This is a genomic window from Nocardioides mesophilus, assembly GCF_014395785.1.
Classification (GTDB): domain Bacteria; phylum Actinomycetota; class Actinomycetes; order Propionibacteriales; family Nocardioidaceae; genus Nocardioides_B; species Nocardioides_B mesophilus.
Genome location: NZ_CP060713.1, coordinates 1,235,382 through 1,259,540 on the forward strand (window position 1 = coordinate 1,235,382; position 24,159 = coordinate 1,259,540).

The following is a 24,159-nucleotide window of genomic DNA, read 5'->3' on the forward strand; positions in this document are numbered from 1 at the left end:
CGGTCCGTCACGGCATCCGCTCGTAGGCCGGCAGGGTGAGGAAGTCGGGGTACTCGTCGGCCAGCGCCATCTCCGTGAAGGTGTCGCGGGCGTCCGCCCAGCGGCCCTTCTCGAAGGCCTCCTCCCCGACCTTGTCGCGGATCGAGGCCATCTCCTGCTCGATGATCCCCTCGACGAGCTCGCGGGTCACGGTGTGCCCGTTGCTGAGCTCGACGTTGTTGTGCAGCCACTGCCACACCTGGCTGCGGGAGATCTCCGCGGTGGCGGCGTCCTCCATCAGGTTGTTGATGCCGACCGCGCCGCTGCCGCGCAGCCAGGACTCGAGGTACTGGATGCCGACGCTGATGTTGGCGCGCAGGCCCTCCTCGGTGACGTCGCCGGGGGTGGACTTCACGTCGAGCAGCTGCTCGGCGGTGACGTGGACGTCCTCGCGCAGCTTGTCGAGCTGGTTGGGCCGGTCACCGAGGACCTTGGTGAACTCCTCCTTGCAGATCTCCACCATGCCGGGGTGGGCGACCCAGGAGCCGTCGAAGCCGTCGCCGGCCTCGCGGGCCTTGTCGTCGGCGACCTTCTTGAACGCCGCCTCGTTGACCTCGGGGTCCTTGCTCGGGATGAATGCCGCCATGCCGCCGATGGCGTGCGCGCCGCGCTTGTGGCAGCTGCGCACCAGCAGCTCGGTGTAGGCGCGCATGAACGGCACCGTCATCGTCACCGAGTTGCGGTCGGGGAGGAGGAACTCGTCGCCGCGGGTGCGGAAGCTCTTGATCACGCTGAACATGTAGTCCCAGCGACCGGCGTTGAGCCCCGCGGAGTGCTCGCGCAGCTCGTAGAGGATCTCCTCCATCTCGAAGGCGGCCGGGTAGGTCTCGATCAGCACGGTGGCCCGGATGGTGCCGCGCGGGATGTCGAGGAAGTCCTGGGCGAGGTTGAACGCGTCGTTCCACATCCGCGCCTCGAGGTGGGACTCCATCTTCGGCAGGTAGAAGTAGGGGCCCAGGCCGTTGTCGATCTGCTTCTGGCCGCACGCGGTCAGGTAGAGCGCGAAGTCGACGAGGCCGCCGGAGGTCTCCTCGCCGTCGACCTTGATGTGCTTCTCGGGGAGGTGCCAGCCGCGGGGCCGGACCACGATCGTGGCCAGGTCGCCGTCCTTGAGGGAGTAGCTCTTGCCCTCGGGGCTGGTGAAGTCGATGTTGCGGGTGACCGCGTCGAGCAGGTTCAGCTGGCCGCCGACGACGTTCTCCCACAGGGGGGTGTTGGCGTCCTCGTGGTCGGCGAGCCAGACCTTGGCGCCGGAGTTCAGCGCGTTGATCGTCATCTTGCGGTCGGTGGGGCCGGTGATCTCGACGCGGCGGTCGACGAGCCCGGGGGCCGGGTCGGCCACGCGCCAGGAGTCGTCCTCGCGGATCTGCCGGGTCTCCTCCAGGAAGCCCAGGGTGCCGCCGTTTGCCAGCGCCTCGACCCGCTTCTTCCGGGCGGCGAGCAGCTCCTTGCGGCGCCCGTTCAGCTCGCGGTGCAGGCGGCCGACCAGCTCGAGGGCGGTCGGGGTGAGGATCTCGTCGAACCGGTCGTGCATCGGGCCGGTGATCTCGATGCCGTCAGGGGTGTCCATGGCTCTCCTCGGTCGCGGTCAGGCAACTTCCACATCGTGGAAGCCTTCTTCTGTACAACGGAACAGTAAAGGACTGTGGCAGCCACCACAATGCCCGTACCCCGACTTTTTCGATCCGAACATCCGTTTGACCGTTACGGAAGTATCGGGTGGAAGAGGGGCGGTCCGGGCGCGTCGGCTCCCCTCGGCGCGTCGGCATCCCGACGCGCATGCCCGCTGCACCCCACCGCACAGCAGCCAGCGGTCACGGTGCGCGCTCGTTGCACGGTCAACCCCCGCTTGGCAGCGACCAGCGGTCACCGTGCGCGCTCGTTGCACGCCGAGCCGCCCGCTGCCTGCCGATCCCTGCCGGACAGCAACCAGCGGTCACCGTGCGCGCTCGTCGCCGTTCCACGCCCCGAAAGCCGCAATCGGCGGTCACCGTGCGCGCTCGTTGCTGGCCGCACCCCCGGACAGCAACCAACGGTCACCGTGCGCGCTCGTCGCTGTTCCACGGCCCTCAAGCCGCAACCAGCGCTCACCGTGCGCGCCCGTTGCACCGACGCGCCCTCGCCGCGCAGGCGCGGCTCAGGGCAGCATCGAGCCCGGGTTGAGCAGCCCGTCGGGGTCGAGGGCGTGCTTCACCGCGGCGTGCACCTGCATCGCGACCGGGTCCAGCTCGTCCGCGAGCCAGCCGCGCTTCAGCCGGCCGACGCCGTGCTCGCCGGTGATCGTCCCGCCGAGCTCGAGCGCCTTGCGGGTCATCTCGTCGAACGCGGCCAGCGCCGTCGCCCGGCTCTCGGGAAGGGCGTCCTCGAAGATCAGCGTCGGGTGCAGGTTGCCGTCCCCGGCGTGCCCGAACACCCCGATCGTGATCCCCCGGCGGGCGCTGATCTCCTCGACGGCGGCGATGAACTCGACGATCTTCGAGCGCGGCACCGCGACGTCGTCGAGCAGCCAGTCCCCCAGCCGCTCCAGGGCCGGCAGCGCCAGCCGGCGCGCCTCCATCAGCAGCGCCGCCTCCTCCGGGTCCGAGCTGCGTGCCACGTCGACGGCGCCGTGCTCCTCGCAGATCCCCTCGATCCGACCCAGCAGCTCCTCGGCGTGCGGGTCGTCGCTCTGCACGAGCAGCAGCGCCGCGACCTCCTCGCCGAGCCCCATGCCGGACATCGCGTCGACGGCCTGCACCGTGGTGCGGTCCAGGATCTCCAGCAGCGACGGGGTCAGCCCGGCGGCGACCACCGCGGAGACAACGGCGCCGGCGTCGGTCAGCGAGCCGAACGAGGCGACCACCGTGTGCGGCGCCAGCGGCTCGGGCACCAGCCGTACCGTCACCTCGGTGACCACCCCGAGGGTGCCCTCCGAGCCGACGAACAGGTGTGTCAGGTCGTAGCCGGCGACGCCCTTGACGGTACGGCGCCCGGTGCGCATCACCCGGCCGTCGGCCAGCACGACCTGCAACCCGATCACGAAGTCGCCGGTGACGCCGTACTTCACGCAGCACATGCCGCCGGCGTTCGTCGCCACGTTGCCGCCGACGGTGCTGAACTCCACGCTGCCCGGGTCCGGCGGGTAGAACAGCCCGGACCGGCGCGCCGCGGCCCGCAGGTCGGCGGTCACCACGCCGGGTTGTACGACGGCGAGCCGGTCGGCCGCGTTGACCTCGAGGATCGCGTCCATCCGGTGCAGCGAGAGCACCACGCACCCGGCCGAGGCGTTGGCCGCACCGACCAGGCCGCTGCCGGCGCCCCGCGCCACCACCGGCACCCCGGCGGCGTGCGCGGCCGCGAGGCACGCGCTCACCTCCTCGGTGCTGCGCGGCATCAGCACGGCCGACGGCATCGCGTGGTCGGTGAACCGGGACTGGTCGCGGGCGTAGCCCTCCATGACGTCCGGGTCGGTCACCACGATCTCCGGCGGAAGGACCTGCAGGACTCGCTCGACGGGTTCGACGCTCGTGTCGGTCATGCTCGGGACCGTACTCGCCGTGTCCACCCTTCCTCCGGCGCAACGGCCCGGCGGAGCGCCGCGCAACGACCCGCGAGAGCAGCTCGCAACGGCCCGCAGGAGCGCCGCGCGGCGGGCTCTTCCCGCTGCGGGGCGCGGCGGCGTCAGCCGACCAGCAGCACGTGCAGGGTGCGCGGGCCGTGGACCCCCTCGACCCGGTTCAGCTCGATGTCGCTGGTGGCGCTGGGGCCGCTGATCCAGGTCTGCGGGCGACCCGGGTCGAGCCGCCGGAACGCGGCCGGCACGTCGGGGACGACCTGGTCGACGCGCACCACGCAGACGTGCAGGTCGGGCACCAGGCTGATCGCGCGGCGGCCCTGGTCGGCCTCGTGGGTCAGCACGATGGTCCCGGTCTCGGCGATCCCGACCGCTGCCGCGGTGACGACGGCGGCGTACCCATCGAGCTCGGTCGACGACAGCGCCCGGCCGTCGCCGTCCGGTCCGCCGGCACCGGTCGCGGTGTTGCTGTCGACGGTTGTGTCCGCCCGCCCGGTCAGGTCCCACGGCAGCCCCGAGGGGACCACCACCCGCCCGCCGTCGGGCAGCGCGGCCACGATCGCGTCGACCACCGCGGCCGGGTCGTCCCCGGGCACCCGGGTCACCGTGGCGCGGTAGTCCTCGACCCGTTCCACGAACCGCTCCACGTCGCCCTCGCGCTCGGGCCGGGAGCGGTACGCCGTCGGCACGTGCACCTCGCTGCGGTCCGCCTCCGCCAGCGCGGCGCGGACCCGGCCGAGGATCACCTCGCGTGCGTTCGTCATCGCTGCCCCGTCCTGTCGTCATTCGTGGCCGAGGACCCGTCGGTCCGGCCGCCGTCGGAACGGCTCCCGTCGGTCCGGCTCCCGTCGGTCCGGCCCCCGTCGGTGCGGCTCCACCAGGCGCGGAACGACTCGGTCGGCGGTGCCGGCAGGTCGCGCGCGTCGGTCCAGGCCGCCCCGGGTCCGGGGAGCCGGGGCATCGCGCGGCGGCCGCCGGGCGACGTACGCCGTCCCAGCCGCCCGGCGACCCGGCCGGCGATCCCGGAGGCCCGCTCCGCGGCCGCCATCCGTGCCGAGGACGAGAAGATCCACGACGTCGCCCGCATCGCCAGCGCCTCCGGCTTGGGCGGTCGCCGGTGGCCGGCCTCGGAGCGGTGGGCGTCGACGACCTGGGCGCGCAGGTCCACCAGCACCGACGGGATGTCGATGCGCACCGGGCAGGCCTCGAAGCAGGCGCCGCACAGCGAGGAGGCGTAGGGCAGCGAGTCGGTCTGCTCGTCGACCCCGACGCCCTTGAGCAGCGGGTTGAGGATCGCGCCGATCGGCCCCGGGTACACCGAGCCGTAGGCGTGCCCGCCGGTCCGCTCGTAGACCGGGCAGACGTTCAGGCACGCGGAGCAACGGATGCAGCGCAGCGCCTGGCGGCCGACCTCGTCGGCGAGGGCCCGGGTGCGGCCGTTGTCGATGAGGACGACGTGCACCTCCTGGGGGCCGTCGCCGGGGTGCACGCCGGACCACACCGACGTGTAGGGGTTCATCCGCTCCCCGGTCGAGGAGCGCGGCAGCAGCTGCAGGAACACGTCGAGGTCCGCCCAGGTCGGCACGAGCTTCTCGATGCCGACCACCGAGACCAGCACCTCCGGCAGCGTCAGGCACATCCGGCCGTTGCCCTCGGACTCCACGACCACCAGCGAGCCGGTCTCGGCGACCGCGAAGTTGGCGCCGGAGACGGCGACCTTGGCGCGCAGGAACTTCTCGCGCAGGTGCAGCCGCGCGGCCTCCGCGAGTCGCGGCGGGTCGTCGGTCAGCTCTTCGGGGGCGGGCCGGCCGGCGCCACCCATCCGGTCGAGGAAGATCTGCCGGATCTCGGCCCGGTTCCGGTGGATCGCCGGCACCAGGATGTGCGACGGCAGGTCGTCCCCGAGCTGCACGATCAGCTCGGCCAGGTCGGTCTCCCAGGCCGCGATCCCCTCGGCCTCGAGGGCCTCGTTGAGCCCGATCTCCTGCGTGGCCATGGACTTGACCTTCACGACCTCGTCGACGCCGTGCTTGCGGGCGACCTCGGCCACGACCGCGCAGGCCTCGGCGGCGTCGCGGGCCCAGTGAACGACGGCGCCCTGCGCGGTCAGCGACTCCTCGAGCCGGACCAGGTGCTCGTCGAGGTGGCGCAGGGTGTTGTCCTTGATGGCGGCGCCGGCGAGCCGCAGCTCCTCCCAGTCGTCGACCTCGGCGACCACCTTGAGGCGCTTGGCGCGGATCGTGCCGGTCGCGTGCGCCAGGTTGGCCCGCAGCTGGGTGTCGGCCAACGCCGTACGCGCGGCCTCCGGGAACGCCGGCATCCCGACGAACGTGGCGCTCATCGGCCCTCCTCCGGCGTGGTGCCCGGCCGGGCGTCCGGTGCGGACGCCGGATGACCCGACGGCGAGCCGATCGTGGCCTCCGCACGGGCGCCGACCGAGGCGGCGTCGACCGGGTGGTCGCCGCCGGGGGTCGACGCGGTGGTGGCGAGCACCTCGGCCAGGTGCATCACCCGGACGCCGGCCCGCTGCCGCGACAGCATCCCGCCGATGTGCATCAGGCAGGAGGAGTCGCCGGCGACCAGCACCTCGGCGCCGGAGGCGACGGCGTTGCGCGCCTTGTCCGCGCCCATCGCGATCGAGGTGTCGGCGTTCTTGACCGCGAACGTGCCGCCGAAGCCGCAGCACGACTCCGCGTCCGGCAGCTCGACCAGCCGGATGCCGCGCACCTCGCGCAGCAGCGACAGCGGCCGGTCGCCGACGCCGAGCATCCGCAGCGAGTGGCAGGTCGGGTGGTAGGCCACCGCGTGCGGGAACGACGCCCCGACGTCGGTGACCCCGAGCACGTCGACGAGGAACTCCGTGAGCTCCAGCACCTTGGGCGAAGTCTGCTCGACGGCCGCGGCGAGCGACGCGTCGCCGGAGCGGCGGGCCACGATCGAGTGCTGGTGCCGGGCCGAGCCAGCGCAGGAGCCGGAGGGCGTCACCACGTAGTCGTAGCCGGCGAAGGTGTCCACGAAGTTGCGCACCAGCGGCACCGCCTCGTCGAGGTAGCCGGTGTTGACCATCGGCTGCGCGCAGCAGGTCTGCGTGTTCGGGAAGTCGACCTCGACCCCCAGCCGGCGCAGCAGCGTCACCACCGCCTTCCCCGCATCGGGGAACATCGCGTCGTTGATACACGTCACCATCAGGGCCACCCGCATAGCGCTCACCATTGCACAGACTCGGCGCGACCGGACCGGGACGAGGCGATCCGCGTCTCGGCCGCGTCCCACCGGTCGGTGCCCAGACCTGCCGCTGAGGATTCGTAGCGCACGACGGCGTGCGTCTGGCGCACCAACGCCCGCATCGCCGCCGGGTCCGGCAACCGCGCACCCAGCGTCCGGACCTGGACCAGCACGTTGCCGAGCGCCGCCGCTTCCACGGGCCCGGCGAGCACCGGGACCCCGCACGCGGAGGCGGTGAGACCGCACAGGAGCGAGTTCTGGGAACCGCCGCCCACCACGTGCACCACGTCGACAGGGCGGCCCGAGAGCCCAGCGGCCTGCTTCACCGCGCGTCGGTAGGCCAGCGCCAGGCTGTCGAGGATGCACCGCACCACTTCGGTCCTCGACCGGGGCACCGGCTGCCCGGACGCCTCGCAGGCGGCGGCGATCCGTGCCTCCATGTCACCGGGCGGAAGAAACGCCGGCGCCTCGAGGTCGACCACCGACCTGAGCGGATGTACGTCGGCCGCCCCCGCCAGCACGTCTGCGAGCTCGACGCTCGCGCCACGGGAGCGCCACGTCCGCACCGCCTCGGAGAGCACCCAGAGGCCCGAGACGTTCCGCAGGAAGCGGATGGTTGCGTCCACGCCGCCCTCGTTGGTGAAGTCGGCTTTCCGCGCGGCCTCGCTGAGCACCGGCTCGTCGAGCTCGACGCCGACGAGCGACCAGGTGCCCGAGGAGATGTACGCCGCGCGCGAGCGATCCGTGAACGGCACCGCGACGACCGCCGAGGCGGTGTCGTGCGACCCGACGGCGACCACCGGGGTGGCGTCGGTCAGTCCGAGCTCGGCGGCGACCGCGGGCAGCAGGGTGCCGATGACGGCTCCGGGATCGCGCAGCGCAGGGAGGATCCGCCTCGGCACGCCGACGTTCCCGGCCAGCCCCCACGCCCAGTCGCGCGAGCGGACGTCGTACAGCTGGGTGGTGGACGCGTTGGTCCGCTCGGCGCCGACCTCTCCGGTCAGCCAGTAGGCGAGGAGGTCGGGCACCAGGAGCATCGTCTCCGCGCGGTCGAGCATGGAGCCTTCGGAGGCCAGCTGGTAGAGGGTGTTGAACGGCAGCTGCTGCAGCCCTGTGGTGGCGTAGAGGTCCGCCTCCCCCACCCTGGAGACGACCCGCTCCCGGATCCCGTCGGTGCGGGAGTCGCGGTAGCAGACCGGGGCGCCGAGAAGCGTCCCGGAGGAGTCGAGGAGGCCGTAGTCGACGGCCCACGAGTCGATCCCGATGGCGTCGACCGGTCCTCCGGCTGCCGCCTTGCGGAGTCCGGCGAGCATCTCGGCCCAGATCCGCTCGATGGGCCAGCGGAGCGTGCCGTCGAGGTCCTCGGGCCCGTTGGGGAAGCGGTGCACCTCCTCGAGGTCGAGCCGGCCCGGTGCCACGCGGCCCACCATGACCCGGCCACTGGTCGCCCCGAGGTCCACCGCGACGACCCGCAGCGGCCGGGCCACCCTCAGACCACGCGCAGTTCGAGGTCGAGCAGGTCGGCGACGGCCCGGAGATCGGGGACCCGGTGTCCGGTGCCGAGAGCCCAGTGGTGGCCGACCCCGCTCCCGGACCACTCGTCGGTCCACTCGCCCGGGTCACGCCCGAAGTCGACCCGGGAGGTCGTGTTGCCGATAGCCAGCAGCGGTCCGGGCACCACCTCCCCCTCGGAGGCGACGAGACAGAAGGTTCCATCGCGGTGTTGACCCAGACCGCACAAGGTGACGGGGCCGTGCCGCACGTCGAACTCGACCGAGACACCCCATCCGCGCTTCCCGTGGTAGACCCCAAGACCACGGAGCAGGGGTCGCCGCGAGCTGATCGCCAGGTGGGCGGGACCGTCGTGGCCCATCTCGACCACGTCGTCCCGGAAGTTCAGCGCCTGCAGCTCCGTGAACGAGCCGCCGGCACCGAGCCGGTCCATGACCAGCATGGCCAGCGACGTCCGCAGCTCATACTCACCGACCGTGGGAATGCCTCGCGCCGTCAGCAGCGAAGCGCCGAGGATCAGACCCGCTCCCACCCGCTCATGCATCTCGCCGTCGAGGCCACGGTGGTAGTAGGCCAGGGAATCCAGCGCGAAGTCGGCGACCAGACGGTCCAGGGCGACCGACACCCTGGCCGCCCATCGGAAGTCGTCTACCGCCACCGACTCGTCCAGGGTGAACAAGTCCCGGGCGAGGTCCATCCGGGCCGCCGTCTCGTCGTCGGTGACCTGCTCGACCCTGACCCTCAGATCGTCGATCTCCAGGGTCTCGACGTGACCTCCGAGCTGCGAGGAGACCAGCGTCGGGTCGGACGAGACGTCCATCATCCCTGGATAGAGGTGACCCATGAGTCCGTGCCGCCCGTGACGGAAGGACGCACGGACTCCGGCCGCCTTGACCCAGCGGCCGATCCGCGTCCAGGCGCGCTCGTCCTCCACGTAGCCTGAGACGGACCGGAAGTCGATGCCACAACGCTCGAACGCGTTCGCCATCTCCGGCAGCGGGCACGCCCCGCAGTACGCCAGCCAGGCGCCGGTGTCGAAACTGGCATGGTCCATGGTCTCGCTCGGCTGCAGGTTGAGCAGCAGCACCGGAGCACCGCTGCGTTGCGCCACCGGCACCAGCATGTTCGCGGTCATGTACGTGGTCAGGAAGCCGATGATCAGGTCGCAGTCGGCCGCCCGCAGCTTCGCGGCAGCCTCTGCACCTTCCTGCGCGTCCGAGATGAACCCGACGTCGACGACCTCACAGTCCAGGTCCGAAAGCCGGGCGGAGACACGCCGGGCGGATGCCTGCAGCTGCGGGAGCAACGTCGGGAACTGCGGCCAGTAGGCACCGAGCCCACCCGACACGAGACCCACCCTCGTCTTGCGTGGGCTGATCCGTTCCAGGCCGGGGGTGATGGAGGCAGCTTCTGTCTGGGTCATCTTCGGTCCGATCAGCGGAGGAACGCGGCGGCGACACCGGCGTCGACGGGAATGTGGAGTCCGGTGGTGTGGCTCAGACTGCCACCGGTGAGCGCGAAGACTGCTGCGGCGACGTTCTCGGGGAGGACCTCGCGCTTGAGCAGGGTCCGCTGGGCATAGAACTCGCCGAGCTCGGCCTCGGGAACCCCGTAGACGGCGGCTCGCTGCGACCCCCAGCCGTTGGCGAAGATGCCGGACCCCTGGACGACCCCGTCGGGGTTGACGCCGTTGACGCGGATCCCGTGTGCCCCGAGCTCCGCCGCGAGCAGTCGCACCTGATGGGCCTGGTCCGCCTTGGCCGCCCCGTAGGCGACGTTGTTGGGCCCTGCGAACACAGCGTTCTTCGAGGAGATGTAGACGATGTCACCCCCCATCGACTGGGCGATCATGGTCTTGGCCGCCGCGCGGGAGACCAGGAACGATCCCTTGGCCATCACGTCGTGCTGGAGGTCCCAGTCCTGCTCGGTCGTATCCACGAGCGACTTCGAGATCGACAGGCCGGCGTTGTTCACCACCAGGTCGACGCCGCCGAAGGCGAGCGAGGCGGCGTCCACGGCGGACTGCACCGCCGCGGCGTCCGTCACGTCCGCGGTCACTGCCACTGCTGCGTCAGGACCACCGATGCCCGCCGCGACCGCACTCGCTGAGTCCGCGTCGAGGTCGGCGACGACCACGCACGCCCCTTCTCGGGCCAGCCTCTCGGCGATGGCCTTGCCGATGCCCGATCCGGCCCCAGTCACCAGCGCCACCCGGCCGGCCATCGGCGCGGGGGCGGGCGCACGTCGCAGCTTGGCTTCCTCGAGCTCCCAGTACTCGATTCGGAACTTCTCCGCCTCGTCGATCGGGTCGTACGCCGAAACGGCCTCGGCCCCGCGCATGACGTTGATCGCGTTCACGTAGAACTCGCCGGCCACCCGCGCGGTCAACTTGTCGGCGCCGTAGCTGAACATCCCGACGCCCGGGACGAGAACGATCGCCGGATCGGCGCCGCGCATCGGCGGCGAGTCGGCGCCGGCGTACCGGCGGTAGTAGTCCTCATAGGCCCGGCGATAGTCCTGGTGCAGTTCCCGGAGCCTCGCCACCACCGCCTCGAGCGGGGCGTTGCCGGGGAGGTCGAGCACCATCGGACGGACCTTGGTCCGCAGGAAGTGGTCGGGACACGACGTGCCGAGGGCCGCGAGCCGGGACAGCTCGGCTCGGGAGCAGAAGTCGAGGACCGCAGGAGCGTCCATGTAGTGCCCGACCTGACGCGCGTCCGTGGACACGAGACCCCGGATCACCGGCGCGAGTGCGGCTGCTCGATCCCACCGCTCCCGGTCGGGCAACGCCTCGAACCCCGGGACCTGTGGTCCGAACGGCTCACTGCGCCCGTGTTCGGCAAGGAAGGACTCGGCCGTTCGGATGATCTCCAGTGAGTTGGCTTCACATTCGGCGGAGGTGTCTCCCCAGGCAGTGATGCCGTGGCCGCCGAGGATCACGCCGATGGCCGTCGGATTTGCCTCCCTGACCGCAGCGATGTCGAGTCCGAGCTGGAACCCGGGACGCCGCCACCCGACCCAGGCGACCCGGTCCCCGAAGCACTGCTTGGTCAGAGCCTCACCGTCGGCCGCCGTCGCCAAGGCGATGCCGGAGTCCGGATGCAGATGATCGATGTGCGCGGCTTCGACGAGGCCGTGCATGGCGGTGTCGATGGACGGCGCGGCGCTCGGCCTGCCGTGCAGGCAGTAGTCGAAAGCCGACACCATCTCGTCCTCTCGCTCGACTCCGGGATAGACCCGGGTCAGGGCACGGAGCCGGTCGAGGCGCAGCACCGCGAGACCCTCCGGCACCAAGGTGCCGAGATGACCACCGGAACCCTTGACCCAGAGGACGTCAGTGAGCTCGCCGGTGACGGGATCGGGGATGCGGCCCTTGGCCGACGTGTTGCCGCCGGCGAAGTTGGTGTTGCGTCTGTCCGCCCCCAAGGCGTTGCTCCGGGCGATGAGGCTGCTCACCGGATCGTCGGTCGATCTCGCGGAGGAGGAGGGTGATGCGGTCATGTCGTCGGTGCTCCTGTGACTGTTCAAGCGTTCCAGCCGGCCTGTTGACCGTGCGCGCGGTCGGACTCGATCTGCGCCTGGTAGCCGCTGCGGTGGTACGCCGCGAGCGGGTCCGGGTCGCGTCCGGACTCCTCCCTCAGCTCCCGCAGCAGCGGCCTGACGTCGGTGTTGTAGGCGTCCATCAGCACGCCGTTGGCGCTCAGCACGTCACCGGACTGCTGCGCGTCCCGCAGAGCCCCTCTATCCACCAGGAGCGCCTTCGCGGTCGCCTCCTGGATGTTCATGACGGAGCGGATGATCGCCGGGATCTTCGCCTCGATGTTGTGACACTGATCGAGCATGAAGTTGATTCCGTAGGACGGCTCCAGGGCCTCCCCGCGCACGATCTCGTACATGATGCGGAAGAGTTGGAACGGATCTGCTGCCCCGGCCATCAGATCGTCGTCGGCGTAGAACCGGGAGTTGAAGTCGAAGGCCCCGAGCTTGCCCTGGCGCAGCAAGAACGCGACGATGAACTCGATGTTCGTCCCCGGTGCGTGGTGACCGGTGTCGATGCACACGAACGCCTTCGGGCCCAGCTCCACGCAGTGCGCGAACGAGGTACCCCAGTCGGGGACGTCGGTGGCGTAGAACGCCGGCTCGAAGAGCTTGTACTCCAAGAGCATCCGCTGGTTCGCGCCGAGCCGGTCGTAGGTCTCATGGAGAGCCGCGGAGAGGCGCTCCTGCCGATCGCGCAGATCGTCCTGGCCGGGATAGTTGAGGCCGTCGGCGAACCACAGCTTCAGATCCCGCGAGCCTGTGGCGTCCATGATCGAGACAGCCTCGAGCAGATGATCGGTCGCCTTCCGGCGGATTCTCGGGTCGGCGTTCGTCACCGAACCAAGCTTGTAGTCGTCGTCCTGGAACACGTTCGTGTTGATCGCGCCGATGCGGACTCCCGCGTCCTGGGCGAACAGGTTGAGCTTGGCGTAGTCCTCGACCGCGTCCCACGGCACGTGGAGTGCGACGCTGGGTGCGACTCCGGTGAGGCGGTGCACCACCGCGGCGTCCGCGATCTTCTCCTCGGGTGTGCGCGGCACCCCGGGCTGGGCGAACACCTTGAAACGTGTCCCGGAGTTGCCGAACGCCCACGACGGTGTCTCGATCGCCTGCGCCGCAAGGGCTGCCTTCACGGTGGTCGGGTCAGGCATCGTGATCACGCTGCTCGTGGCGGCCCTCGAGGTTCGCAGGTTCCGTCCCGTTCAAGGCAACAAGCTGGTCCTCCAGATGGAACACCTCGGGGAGCAGCACGAGTCCTTCGTCCGGCGGACGGCCGTCGAGCCCGGTGAAGAGCGAGGCCATGGATTCCTGCCACAGGCCGTTGACCTCAGTGGCCGCCATAGCGGCCTGGGCCGCATCGAGATCGTCGGCGTCCACGTAGCCGACCAACAGCCCGTCGTCCCGCAGGAAGAGCGAGTAGTTGGACCAACCACTGTCGCGAAGCGCCGCGAGCATGTCCGGCCACACAGCCTGATGACGACGGACGTACTCGTCCATCTGGTCGGGTCGAACCTGGAGACAGAAGCAGTAGCGGGCCATGGTGCTCCTAGACGATCGGGAGGAGGAGTCGGCTGGGCCGTGCTGCGTCGTGGAAGACACGCTGCTCGGCCGTGACGAAGTCGGCGATGGTCGCCGTGGCTGGGTCGACCATCGATTGCGGGTTGCGATCGAAGCGGGGAAAGTTGGAGCTGGCAACCTGGAGCCGGATCCGGTGACCTGCCCCGAAGGTGTGGCTGATGCTCCCCAGGGTGATCGTGAAGAGCTCAGGAGCTCCTGGCGTGAGCGGGGCAGGCCGGGCGCCCGCCCGGTAGCGGGAACGCAGGATGCCATCGATGATGCCGACGCTGACACCGTCGGCGTCCACGTCCGTCAGCCGCCCGGTCCAGTCGCAGTCGACTGCCGACGACGACGCCCACAGCTCGAGCACGACCGGACCGGTGACCGTGCAGGGTTCGGTGAGCAGCTCGCTGGTGTAGATGAGCACGTCATCGCGATTCTCAACCGATGTCTGGTCCTTGTGGCCGGAGTTGCGTGCCACCAGCAGGCCGGGGAGGAAGGTCGCGCCACCGATCGTCGGGACAGGGTCGAGCGGGTCCGACACGAAGGCACGCGGCGCCGCCTCACCGACGGGCGGGTCGTAGGTGAGTGTCGACGGCCCGGCGTCGCCGGAGCCGAGGTAGAGCGGTGTCTCGACGACGCCCGGCAGCGGCCAGTCCTCGGCCTCGTGCCAGTCGTTGGTGCCGGTGGTGAAGTACGTGACTCGCGGCATCTCGGGCCTGCGTCCCGCCACCGCGGCCGAGAAGAACTCCAGCTGGCGACCGGTCAGGTCCAGGACCGCCGAGTGAGCGGCATAGCCGAGCCAGGCGTCGCCCTGCCAGTCGCTCATGTTGCCGTGCGACCAGGGACCGACGATCAGGTACTGACCGTCCCGCGCGTCACTGGTCGCACTGCCGGTGCGCATCCCGACGTAATTGTTCAGGGATCCCTCGAGGAACAGGTCGTTCCAGCCGGCGATGTGCAGGGCGGGCACCTCCATGTCCCCGTATCGGCGGGACGGGTTCATCTCCTCCCAGTAATCGTCACGGGTCGGGTGCGCCAGCCAGTCGTCGGCGTACGGCGCCAGTTGCTTCAGGTGCCCGCTGCGCACGGGGAGGATCTCCATCGCCTTGGCCGGATCGGACAGCAGCTGGGCGAGCAGCTGCACCCCGCGGTCGGTCCCGTCGAGCTCGCGTCGGACCACGTCTGATGGGGCGAGGGACTCCATGATCCACAGGAGGATGAAGCCGAGCTGGAGTGCGCCAGACCGGTACGTCCAGTTCTCGTAGTAGTCGCCGGTCGTCACCTGGGGAGCCATGGCCACCAGGCCGGCCGGGCGCTCCTGCGCCAGCAACATCTGGGTGGCACCGATGTAGGACGCCCCGTAGGTACACACCTGCCCGTTGCTGAAGTCCTGGTCCCGCACCCAGCTGACCGCCGCGGCGCCGTCTGCCGCCTCGTGCGCGAACGGTTCGAAGTCGCCTTCTGAGGTGAACCGTCCCCTGGTGTCCTGAACGACGACCGCGAAGCCGAGGTCGAGCGCCCTCACGATCTCCATGCCGACGGCGCTCTGGGTCATGAATGAGGACGACTTGTCATAGGGCAGCCGCTGGAGCAGCGTCGGGAAAGGCCCTTCGCCGGCCGGGATCCAGATGTCGGCCCGCAGGATCTCCCCCGACGGCAGCCGCATCTCGGCGTTTCGGCGCAGCGTGAGCTCCGTGGCCGCCATCACGCCTCCCTGACGAAGGTCTGGCGAAGCCGGTCGAAGGACACCGCCAGGATCAGCAGGGCGCCGGTCGCCACCTGCTGCCAGGAGGAGTCCACGTTGAGCAGAGTCAGGCCGTTGCTCAGCACCCCGACGATCAGCAGCCCCAGGACCGTTCCGAAGACCCCGCCGGTCCCCCCTGGAGGCTGGTGCCGCCGAGGATCACGGCGGTGATCGCTGCGAGCTCCAGCCCCGTACCGGTGGTTCCCGAGGTGGAGCCGACCAAGGACGCGTTCATGAGGCCCGCCAGTCCCATGCAGAGTCCCGAGACGACGAAGGCTGCGAACAGGTTGCGCCTGACCTTGAGCCCGACGAGCCGCGAGGCCAAGAGGTTCGATCCGATCGCGTACATCGAGCGTCCGTACACAGTGAAGGTGAGAACCACGGCGAAGAGCACCGTCACGGCGACGAAGACCAGGACGGTGACGGGGATGTCGAAGGCGGGTCGCTTGATCCCCCAGGAGAAACCGTCGATCGCGATGTTCTGGCCGCCGCCGATCGCCAGCGTCAGACCCCGGAAGATTGCCATCGCCCCGAGCGTCGTGATGAGCGCGTTGACCCCCACGACCGTGACGAAGAAGCCGTTCACAGCACCGATGCCGATCCCGGCCAGAACCGCGATGACCAGTGCGGTCGTGACGCCGACGTCCGGTGCCAGAGTCGCGAGGACGACCCCCACGAACGCGATCCCGCTGCCGACCGACAGGTCGAACTGGCCAGCCACCAGCAGCAGGGTCATGCCGCATGACAGCACGCCCACCACTGACATTGCGGTCAGGATGTTGGTCCAGTTGCTCCAGTTGAAGAAGTAGGGCGACCGCAGCGCGAAGAAGATGACTTCCAGGAGCAGGAACGCCAGCAGGGCCGCGCTGTTGGGGACGGAGAGCCGTCTGCCACCGCGGGTCTCGGCTGTCGGTGGCGAGTTCGGCGCCGCCATCTCGGCTCCGGTCGGGCCGAGGGTCTTCAGCTGGGGGTCAGACATGACTGGTTCCTCCTGACAGCGACGCGCCGCCCGCGGAGCGGGTGAGCGCATCGACCGTGATCGCGTCACCCGTGTGCCGGGCGACGACCTCTCCTCTGACCATGACCAGGGCTTCGTCTGCCATCGCCACGACGTCCTCGTAGTCCGAGGTCGCCACGAGGACGGCGCTGCCCCGGTCAGCCAGTTCGCGGACGGACTGGTAGATCTCCTGGCGGGCTCCCACATCGACGCCTCTGGTCGGCTCGGCGAGCACCAGGACGCGAGAGCCGCACTCGAGCCATCGCCCGAGAAGCACCTTCTGCTGGTTGCCGCCCGAGAGCGTCCCGATCGGCTGACGGGGGTCGTTTCTCGACCGCACGCTCAGGACGTCGTGCCAACGTCGGTATGCCGCCGCCTCCAGTCCGCGGGTGACGCCGACGCCGGCCTTGCCGAGCCGTCTCCAGCTCGGCGCGGACACGTTCTCGGCCAATGACCGTCCGGTCAGGATTGCCTGGCTCTTGCGGTCGGGAGGCAGGAAGCCGATACCGCGGCCGATCGCGTCCGACGGGTCCTTGAGCCGCACCGGCGTGCCGTCGACCAACAGTTCCCCGGAACTGAGACGCCCGACCCCGAAGATGACCTCCGCGACCTCCGGAACGCCTGACCCGATTTTGCCGTAGAGGCCGACGACCTGCCCCGGACGGACCGCGAAGCTGACGTTGTGCAGGTATGCCGAGCTCGCGGCTCGCAGCTCGACACCCATCCGGTCGTCGAGACCCCCCTGGCCGGACCGCCCATATCGCTTGCCCACGATGCTCCGCCCACCATGGCCTCGACGACGCTGGTGGTGTCCACCTCTGCCGTCGCGGCGTTCATGGAGACGACGCCGTCACGAAGGACGCAGATGCGTCCGGCGATCTGGAAGACCTCGTCCAGTCGGTGAGTGATGTAGACCACCGCGACGGACCGTTCGCGGAGACGTTCGATGAGGCGGAACAACCGTTGCGCCTCGGTGTCTGAGAGGGCTGCGGTGGGCTCGTCGAAGATGATGCATCGGTTGTCCCCGGCCAAAGCCCGGGCGATCTCGATGATCTGACGCTCCCCCAGACGCAGTCCACCCACCGGCTGGTCAAGTGGGATGTCGGCGCCGAGCTCGGCAAGCAGCTCCTCGGCCCGTCGACGCATGGCCCGCCGGCTGACCAGGCCGCCTCGGCTGGGCCAGTTCCCCAACGAGATGTTCTCGGCCACGCTCAGGTCGGGAGCGTCGCTGATCTCCTGTGAGATCAGCCGGATGCCCCAAGCCCGCGACGCGGCGATACTTCCGAACCGCTCCTCGTGCCCGTCGATGCGAAGCTGTCCGGAGTCCGGGTTCTGGTCGCCGGCGAGGATTCGCACCAGCGTGGATTTGCCGGCGCCGTTCTCCCCGAGGAGAGCGAGGACCTCCCCTGCCTGGACGTCGAGATCGACGCCATGCAGGACTTCCACAGGACCGAAGGACTTCCGCACGTCGCGGACACTGAGGAACGGCATCGGACGCCTCAGCAGCTGTAGTCGGGGTAGAAGTCGGTGACCGTGTCGGCTGTGACGAACTCGTGCGGGACTAGCAACTCGCTCGGGATCTGCTCACCCTTGATCGCCTTGATCAGGTAGGGAACCAGCAGCTCCCCGTAGTGCTCGGGGAAGTAGGCGACGCTGCCCAACCAGTGCGGAGCGTCGTAGATGACGCAGTTGTCGGGGTTGAGGTTCTGCACCCCGAGGTACAGGTCATCCTCGCGACCCTGGGTGCGGGCCGCCGCCAGCGCGCCGATGATGACGTCTTCGTTGATGCCGACGACGATCACCTTCTTGGCCCCGGGGAGTGCTGTGAGCGTGTCGGTCATCTGCTTCTGCGCCACGTCGGTCTGGCCGCCGGCCCCGGTGTCGACCTGGCGAAGGTCGTGGACCTTGCCACAGACGCTCTCGAAGCCCTTGCGGATCCCGCCCATCCGGAGCTCGTTGACCTCGCCTACTGCCTCGGACTCCAACGACACGAAAGCGTCGTAGTCACAGTTCTCCTTCTCGAAGAAGTACTTGCCGACGTTGTAGCCGATCAGCTCGCCGGCGTACTCGTTGGCAGCGCCCACGAAGGCGGTCTGGCACGGATCCTGCGTGATGTCGACCGCCATCACGGGCACGTCGGGGCCGGCCGCACAGATCCGCGGCGCAGCGTTCGTGTCGGCCTGGAAGGTGATGAGACCGTCTGCTCCCTGGACCTTGAACTGCTTGGCGCAGTCCAGAGCCCGGGCCGCGTCGCCCTTCGAGTCGCAAGTGATCAGCTCAGCGCCCGAGTTCGCGATCTGCTCCTCGACGCTCTTCTGGACCGCCTGCACGAAACCGACCGAGAGGTCGAGCTCGGTGATGCCGATCTTCAAACCCTCCCCGCTGCCTGCCTTCGCGTCCTCGAACGGGACGACCCCGGTCGGCGGCGTGGGCGGCTTGGCCTCAGCACCTTGGCCACCCTGGCCAGCTTGGCCGCCCGCTGCCGCTCCCGCGTCAGAGGCCTCGGAGCTACCACATCCCCCGAGGACAGCTACGAGCGCGCATGCGGTGAGCAATGAGCCCGCGCGCTTCAGTTTGACGATGGTCATGACCACTCCTCGATGAAACGTTTCAGTAGGTGAGCGAACGATATGGCCAGCGTCACATCCTCGTCAAGCATCGAGGCCGCTTCCGCGACAAAATATCTGCGCCACGCCCCACGCGTCTTTCCCGGCAGTGCTGGTCCGCGACCCGCCGCATCGTCGTATGGTGGTGGCTGAGTAGTCACGTTTCAAAGGAGCAGTTCACGTGCCGCAACGTGTCAGCGACGAGCCGCCGCCCCACCGCGTGGTTGGCGCGCCCCGGACCGCCGGCGTCAAGGAAGTAGCGGCGCACGCAGGTGTCTCGCTCGGCACGGTGTCCAACGTGCTCAACCGGCCGGAACGAGTGAGCAGCCGGACCCGGGCTCGGGTAGAGGCAGCCATGAGCGAGCTCGGCTTCATGCGCAACGAGTCGGCCCGGCAGCTGCGAGCCGGGAGCAGCCGAACTCTCGGTTACGTGATGCTCGACGCGACCAACCCGTTCTTCACCGACGTGGCACAGGGAATCGAGGAGGCTGCGGACGAGGCCGATCTGTCGTTGTTCATCTGCAACAGTGACAACCGGTCTGAGCGCGAGCGCACCTACCTGGACCGTCTGCAGCAACAGCGGGTGCAGGGCATCTTGATCACCCCCGTTGACCCGGACGCCGCGATCCTCGACGAAGTGTCGGCCCGCGGAACCCACATCGTGATCGTCGACCGGACCCGGCACAACGAGACGCACTGCTCAGTCGCTGTCGATGACGTCCTCGGTGGTGAGCTGGCGATCGAGCACCTCATCGAACTGGGGCATCGCCAGATCGCCTTCGTCGGTGGACCGGACACGGTAGGGCAGGTCCTGGACCGGCGGCTCGGAGCGAAGAACGCCCTCGTCCGCGCCGGCCTCGGGGAGTCGAACCTCACGGTGGTGCCCACCTTCGCCATGACCGCCGCCGAAGGACGCGGTGCCGGTGAACGCATCGCCGGCCTGCCCGCTGCAGCCCGACCGACTGCCGCCTTCTGCGCCAACGACCTGCTGGCCTTCGGGCTGCTCCAGCAGTGCGTCACCCTCGGGATGCGCGTTCCCGAAGACTTGGCGATTGTGGGCTACGACGACATCGAGTTCGCCTCCGCCGCGGCTGTGCCCCTGACGTCGGTTCGTCAGCCTCGGCGTCAACTCGGCAGAACCGCAGCGGAAATGCTGCTGGACGAGGCGAGCCCGGGGCACGAGCACCGCCAAGTGCTCTTCACCCCGGAACTCGTCGTCCGCGCCTCCACCCGCCACTCGGGCTGAGCCGATCTACCTACCGAGAACCTCCAGCTCGGCGACCTGCACCCCTCGGGGGTCCCATCCAGCGGTCACGCTCAGCCGCACGTACCGGGCCGTCGCACTGACATCGAGGGAGTCGCTCGTGGCCAACCGGGGACGGCTGCGGTTCCCCAGCGTTGTCCAACCACCTGCGCCGTCATCCACCTGCCACGCGAACTCGGACGGGCCGTAGTCGTTGGTCGAGTTGATTCGTGGCACCATCCGTAGCTGGGAGAGCTCCACGGTGCGACCCAGGTCGACGATCACCCATTGGGGGGACGTAGGCGTGGCAGGCGCCCCGCTGACCCAGAAGGTAGCTGCGATCCCGTCCACCGCGTTTGTGGCCGGATAGAGAGCCTGGCTCGATGAAGCAGTGGCGACGGCCCCCACGGCCACGTTGGTCGGCGGCACCTGGTCGCTGATGCTGACTTCGGCCACCTGCACCGACCGGCTCGGCGAGATGCGGTCGTAGGCCGAGGTGATGCGCAGCCTGAGAGCATCCACCTGGCTGAGCGGAACCGCGTGCTCCTCCGTGGCATTGGCCTGCGACACGTCGCGGGCAAGAGTCACCCACTCACCTTCAACCCGCCCTTCGATGTCCATGGTCTTGGGTCCGAAGCCGAGGCGAGGCTGGACCGTGACCGATCCGACTTGGACAGTTGCACCAAGCTCCAGGGTCAGGAGCTCGGGGTCCGCCGCCGTAGGACCGTCACCGGCAACCCAACCGTTGCTCACCCAGAACGTCGACCCGTCACCGTCGTTGGCGTTGGCCGGCAGGTAGTCCTCCGTCTGGGTGCTGGAGGCAGTCATCCGCGGGAACCCGGTGCCGAACCGATTCAGTGCCATCTGAGGAGACGCGAAGAAGTCGACCGTCGCCACCCCGTCGGGCAGGGTCTCCTCCGTCGCGGTCACCCTGACCTCCATCCTGTGCAGGCCGTCGGTCACTCCGGCCCGAACCAGGTCGGTCGACAACTCGGTTTCACCGTGAGCGGGCACCGAGACGACGGCTCCCTTGCTGGTGGCATCCACCCCCTCAGGGATGTCGAACGTCACGTCGGCGACAACAGGGCGGGACAGTCTGTTCTGCACCGTCGCCCGGACCGACCGCTCGATCGACCCACCCAAGGAGACCTGGCGCGGCGAAACGGCCACGACCAGAGGATCGAGGACGCTCACCCTGGTGGAGTCGCTGAGTGTCAACGTCCCCGGACCGATCTTGACCGACGCCCGGGCGACAACAGTTCCGTCCTCGGACGTGGGGTCTGCGTGCAGTTCGACCGAGGCGACGAGCTCGTCCCCCGCCTTGAACGTGTCGGTGGTGGCCGTGACCGGACCGGCCGCGAGGTCGCTGGTCACGGTCAGCTTCGCGGGCGCCGCCGTCCGCTCACCGAGCTGACGCGTCAGCCGGACCGGCACCATGGTCGGGGTCTCACCCCGCACCAGCGAGACGTCCTCGGGGACGTGGAGCGAGATGCCGACCAGGCCCGCAGCCGCCCGGCTCAGGGGTGCGGTTGTCGGAGACGTTGCATCACGCAGCGCCACCATGATCTGGTCGAGTGACTCGCTTTCATCCCCTGCGGCGAGCGCCGTGATGGCTTGCCACACATGGTTGTCGACCTTGGGGTCGACGCCCAGCGCGTCGACCAGGTCGACCAGTGCGGGGCTACCGAAGAACGCTTGCGTCCCGGAGACGACGGCTACCGCCCGCTCCCCCGGGGCGATGCTGCCCTGTGCGACCTGGCCGCCGGCGAACGTCACCGTCACCTCGGCGACCTGGTCGCCCTCGTTGCTCAGCTTCACCACGTCGGCGCGGGGCGCCGAAGCGATCACGGGCGCAGTCGAGCTGGCCTTCGCCGGGGCCACCTGCGCACGGGCTTCCACGGCGCTCGCCGAGAGGTGCCAGGTGGACACCGAACCGTCAACGACGACACCAGAGGGGATCACCGGTCCGCCGGCCAGCTCGAGGTCGGTCTCGACCGGGCCGGCGAAGCGAGCGGCCAGCACCCCGACGCTGCCGTCCGGTGCCGTCGCCTGCACGGCTTGCCAGCCGTTCGGTGTCGCCGGCCGGCTGGTCGAGGCCGCCAACGCTGCCATGTCCGCGTCGGTCAGGTCAGGGGCCAACACCGCCGCACGACGGCCGTCACCTCCTGCGACCGAACCACTGATGCTGTCCAAGAAGTTCTCACCCGAGCGAATCCCCCTCTGGACGTCGATACCGGCTCCACCGCTGACCACCATGCCAAGCCGGCTGTCGATGTTGAACCACGGTACGTCGGACACCCCTGCGGGAAGCGGGCCGTCGGGGCCGCTGATCGGCCGGTCACCGGTCAGCCCGGCAATCCGTTCGAGCGTCACGGGGAACGTCCGTCCCTTACCGGCTTCCAGGACCGGCATCAGCCCGTTGGGCAGCGACCCAACAGCAAAACCCCGGCCTCCTACGATCTGGGCGACGGCGTACTTGTCCTCGTCGCATTCGCACGACGCTGCGGTCACCGACGATGCCGGAGCGCCGATCAGGCTCCCGATCGCGTAGTTGACGAGCACAGGATCGGCGGGGTGCAGGGTCCCGTCGGGGATCAGGAGGCCCATGGGGCGGGCGCTGGTCCAGTTGATGCTGCGAAGAGTGCCGTCCTGACGATCCAATGCGAACTTGCTGGCCTCGTAGGTGTGGACACCCTCACGCGAGCCCTCGATCTTCGACATGCCAGCCGCGTCTGTCACCGCCGCGGGCCCGAGGTTCTGTCGCATCAGGTAGGCGTAAGACATCCGCTTGATCAAGACCGATTCGTAGCCAACGTCGGCTTGACCGATGATCGCGCCGTCGGACCGAGCATCTTGACGGGCCTTCACCGCAGCCAACGCACGACTGGCGTACTCGGTGGCGTCGGGGCGCTGGAACCAGGTGCCCATCAAGGCGAGGTAGCCCAGGTGCTGGTAGTCCTTGGCCACCCAGTCCTGGCCATGAGTCATCAGCAGGTCGCCGTCGGGCGTGATGAGAGGAGCGAGGATCTTGTCGTAGATCTTCTCGACCCGGAACTCGAACGCCTCCGGGACGGGCTGACCGGTCAACCTGCTGGTCAGGATGGCCTCACCCATGTCGTAGCCGATCACTTGCTGGTACAGCGGGTTGAAGAACCCGTGGTTCTCCAGCGTCAGGTCAGGCAGCAGGTTGGACGACTCGGTCCAGTCGGCGACCGTCCTGCCGTCCACGACGTCCTCGGTGTTGCTGACGTCTGAGGGCACCGTCGAGGCGTTCACGGCAAGCCGCTGTGCGGTCCTGCGCCAGGCCGGGGCGTGAGGATTCGTGGGCCACCAGCCTGCGGCGAGCTCCGGCAACGGGGTGTTCCAGCCATTGTCCTCACCGCCGGTATTGCCCGGCGTAGCTGTGGCAGCCTTCTTGTTGATCAGGATGTCTGCCTCATAGCGGATCACCTTCCCGGCGACGTCGAGCGTCCGGTCAGACAGTTGGTCACGCAGCATGTAGGCGGCGGTGCCCCAACCGGAGGTCTCCAGCGCGGCCTGCCAAGTCCCGCCTCCCCAGTTTCCGCCCTGGCTCTTGTTCGTCATCGCTGCGTCGAAGATCGTCCGGTCGACGTGGTCGAGCAGCTCACTGCGCGGGTGTCGTTCCTCGCCGAAGAACTGCTGGTCCGGGCGAGCTGTCAGCAACGTCGCGTATGCGATCGCGATGTTGCCCTTGCCACGCGGCTGGGTCACTCCGGCACCGTTCGCATCGAAGGTCCCCGCCGACTCCTGCCAGAAGTCCTCCGCGCGGTCGACGAAGCGCTCGATGACCTGCAACATCGTTTCACTGTCGTCGGCCGGGGCCGGCGTTTCCGCGGCCCCGGCTGATGCCGGGCCGAGCGCGAGAGCCGCGAGCGACAGGGCGAGAACCCCTCTCAGAGAAGTTCGATCTATGCGAATTCTTCGACTCTGACGCGCATGCGGTAAGCCCATGGTGACCCCGATCCTCGATATTGAATCGTTTCAGATTCGAGAATCTCCCACCACTGGTTCCGGAGCGTCAAGAGGTGGTGACCGCTTGATGAGACGCAGGTCACTCGGACCGAGGGCGTCTTGCGACCTCACACCCCGGTGGCCGGCCGCGCGAGCGGCCGCTTCGGA

At 69.3% G+C, this 24,159-nt stretch carries 15 protein-coding genes and 3 pseudogenes; 1 reads left to right on the plus strand and 17 read right to left on the minus strand.

Translation table 11 applies throughout. The features are described from left to right. Nucleotides 1–7: 7 nt before the first annotated feature. From aceB to H9L09_RS05980, 16 genes and pseudogenes are all read right to left on the minus strand, one after another. Nucleotides 8–1,609: a malate synthase A gene (aceB, locus tag H9L09_RS05915; RefSeq protein WP_187579766.1), complete on the minus strand. Its 1,602-nt coding sequence runs from the start codon at nucleotides 1,607–1,609 to the stop codon at nucleotides 8–10. A gap of 567 nt (nucleotides 1,610–2,176) precedes the next feature. Continuing rightward, the gene (locus H9L09_RS05920; protein WP_187579767.1) at nucleotides 2,177–3,556 is read right to left on the minus strand and encodes an FAD-binding oxidoreductase; all 1,380 of its coding nucleotides are present in this window, start codon (nucleotides 3,554–3,556) and stop codon (nucleotides 2,177–2,179) included. A 143-nt stretch (nucleotides 3,557–3,699) separates the two neighbouring features. Continuing rightward, complete coding sequence (locus tag H9L09_RS05925; protein WP_187579768.1) at nucleotides 3,700–4,356, minus strand: LutC/YkgG family protein; 657 nt, start codon at nucleotides 4,354–4,356, stop codon at nucleotides 3,700–3,702. A gap of 86 nt (nucleotides 4,357–4,442) precedes the next feature. Beyond that, nucleotides 4,443–5,933 (minus strand): annotated as a pseudogene (locus H9L09_RS05930) (lactate utilization protein B); the annotation flags it as partial. Nucleotides 5,934–6,070: 137 nt separating this feature from the next. Continuing rightward, a pseudogene (locus tag H9L09_RS05935) lies at nucleotides 6,071–6,793 on the minus strand ((Fe-S)-binding protein); the annotation flags it as partial. 5 nt (nucleotides 6,794–6,798) lie between these two features. After that, nucleotides 6,799–8,304, minus strand: coding sequence for a rhamnulokinase (locus H9L09_RS05940; protein WP_246456315.1), 1,506 nt, complete (start codon nucleotides 8,302–8,304; stop codon nucleotides 6,799–6,801). A gap of 2 nt (nucleotides 8,305–8,306) precedes the next feature. Next, the gene (locus H9L09_RS05945) at nucleotides 8,307–9,752 is read right to left on the minus strand and encodes an L-fucose/L-arabinose isomerase family protein (protein WP_187579771.1); all 1,446 of its coding nucleotides are present in this window, start codon (nucleotides 9,750–9,752) and stop codon (nucleotides 8,307–8,309) included. 11 nt (nucleotides 9,753–9,763) lie between these two features. After that, on the minus strand, nucleotides 9,764–11,830 hold the full coding sequence (locus H9L09_RS05950; protein WP_187579772.1) for a bifunctional aldolase/short-chain dehydrogenase: 2,067 nt from the start codon (nucleotides 11,828–11,830) through the stop codon (nucleotides 9,764–9,766). 23 nt (nucleotides 11,831–11,853) lie between these two features. Continuing rightward, nucleotides 11,854–13,020, minus strand: coding sequence for an L-rhamnose isomerase (gene rhaI, locus H9L09_RS05955; RefSeq protein ID WP_187579773.1), 1,167 nt, complete (start codon nucleotides 13,018–13,020; stop codon nucleotides 11,854–11,856). Then, the gene (locus H9L09_RS05960) at nucleotides 13,013–13,408 is read right to left on the minus strand and encodes an L-rhamnose mutarotase (protein ID WP_187579774.1); all 396 of its coding nucleotides are present in this window, start codon (nucleotides 13,406–13,408) and stop codon (nucleotides 13,013–13,015) included. The genes rhaI and H9L09_RS05960 overlap by 8 nt, the downstream gene beginning before the upstream one ends. A gap of 7 nt (nucleotides 13,409–13,415) precedes the next feature. Next, on the minus strand, nucleotides 13,416–15,134 hold the full coding sequence (locus tag H9L09_RS05965) for a CocE/NonD family hydrolase (protein WP_187579775.1): 1,719 nt from the start codon (nucleotides 15,132–15,134) through the stop codon (nucleotides 13,416–13,418). Then, a complete protein-coding gene (locus tag H9L09_RS22405) occupies nucleotides 15,134–15,259 on the minus strand; it encodes a hypothetical protein (RefSeq protein WP_281390832.1) in 126 nt (41 codons plus the stop codon). Before H9L09_RS22405 ends, H9L09_RS05965 begins: the two co-directional genes overlap by 1 nt. Nucleotides 15,260–15,267: 8 nt before the next feature. Beyond that, on the minus strand, nucleotides 15,268–16,152 hold the full coding sequence (locus tag H9L09_RS05970) for an ABC transporter permease (RefSeq protein WP_223164222.1): 885 nt from the start codon (nucleotides 16,150–16,152) through the stop codon (nucleotides 15,268–15,270). Further along, nucleotides 16,145–16,894 (minus strand): ATP-binding cassette domain-containing protein, encoded by a 750-nt coding sequence (locus H9L09_RS21920; RefSeq protein ID WP_246456317.1) that lies wholly within the window; start codon nucleotides 16,892–16,894, stop codon nucleotides 16,145–16,147. Before H9L09_RS21920 ends, H9L09_RS05970 begins: the two co-directional genes overlap by 8 nt. A 323-nt stretch (nucleotides 16,895–17,217) precedes the next feature. Beyond that, a pseudogene (locus H9L09_RS22755) lies at nucleotides 17,218–17,661 on the minus strand (ATP-binding cassette domain-containing protein); the annotation flags it as partial. Between the two features lie 8 nt (nucleotides 17,662–17,669). Then, the gene (locus tag H9L09_RS05980; protein WP_223164224.1) at nucleotides 17,670–18,542 is read right to left on the minus strand and encodes a sugar ABC transporter substrate-binding protein; all 873 of its coding nucleotides are present in this window, start codon (nucleotides 18,540–18,542) and stop codon (nucleotides 17,670–17,672) included. Nucleotides 18,543–18,957: 415 nt separating this feature from the next. Here H9L09_RS05980 and H9L09_RS05985 point away from each other — a divergent pair, with 415 nt between their 5' ends. Further along, nucleotides 18,958–20,022: a LacI family DNA-binding transcriptional regulator gene (locus tag H9L09_RS05985; protein WP_223164225.1), complete on the plus strand. Its 1,065-nt coding sequence runs from the start codon at nucleotides 18,958–18,960 to the stop codon at nucleotides 20,020–20,022. Nucleotides 20,023–20,028: 6 nt separating this feature from the next. On the opposite strand, the gene H9L09_RS05990 is transcribed toward H9L09_RS05985, so the two are convergent. Continuing rightward, entirely contained in the window at nucleotides 20,029–23,838 is a 3,810-nt protein-coding gene (locus tag H9L09_RS05990; protein ID WP_187579777.1) for a discoidin domain-containing protein, read from the minus strand. Between the last annotated feature and the right edge of the window lie 321 nt (nucleotides 23,839–24,159).

Coding starts and splice junctions, on each gene's coding strand:
- aceB (WP_187579766.1), bottom strand. CDS start 1,609: ATGGACACCCCTGACGGCATCGAGATCACCGGCCCGATGCACGACCGG.
- H9L09_RS05920 (WP_187579767.1), bottom strand. CDS start 3,556: ATGACCGACACGAGCGTCGAACCCGTCGAGCGAGTCCTGCAGGTCCTT.
- H9L09_RS05965 (WP_187579775.1), bottom strand. CDS start 15,134: ATGGCGGCCACGGAGCTCACGCTGCGCCGAAACGCCGAGATGCGGCTG.
- rhaI (WP_187579773.1), bottom strand. CDS start 13,020: ATGCCTGACCCGACCACCGTGAAGGCAGCCCTTGCGGCGCAGGCGATC.
- H9L09_RS21920 (WP_246456317.1), bottom strand. CDS start 16,894: ATGGGTGTCGAGCTGCGAGCCGCGAGCTCGGCATACCTGCACAACGTC.
- H9L09_RS05970 (WP_223164222.1), bottom strand. CDS start 16,152: ATGTCTGACCCCCAGCTGAAGACCCTCGGCCCGACCGGAGCCGAGATG.
- H9L09_RS05950 (WP_187579772.1), bottom strand. CDS start 11,830: ATGACCGCATCACCCTCCTCCTCCGCGAGATCGACCGACGATCCGGTG.
- H9L09_RS05945 (WP_187579771.1), bottom strand. CDS start 9,752: ATGACCCAGACAGAAGCTGCCTCCATCACCCCCGGCCTGGAACGGATC.
- H9L09_RS05925 (WP_187579768.1), bottom strand. CDS start 4,356: ATGACGAACGCACGCGAGGTGATCCTCGGCCGGGTCCGCGCCGCGCTG.
- H9L09_RS05990 (WP_187579777.1), bottom strand. CDS start 23,838: ATGTTGCAGGTCATCGAGCGCTTCGTCGACCGCGCGGAGGACTTCTGG.
- H9L09_RS05960 (WP_187579774.1), bottom strand. CDS start 13,408: ATGGCCCGCTACTGCTTCTGTCTCCAGGTTCGACCCGACCAGATGGAC.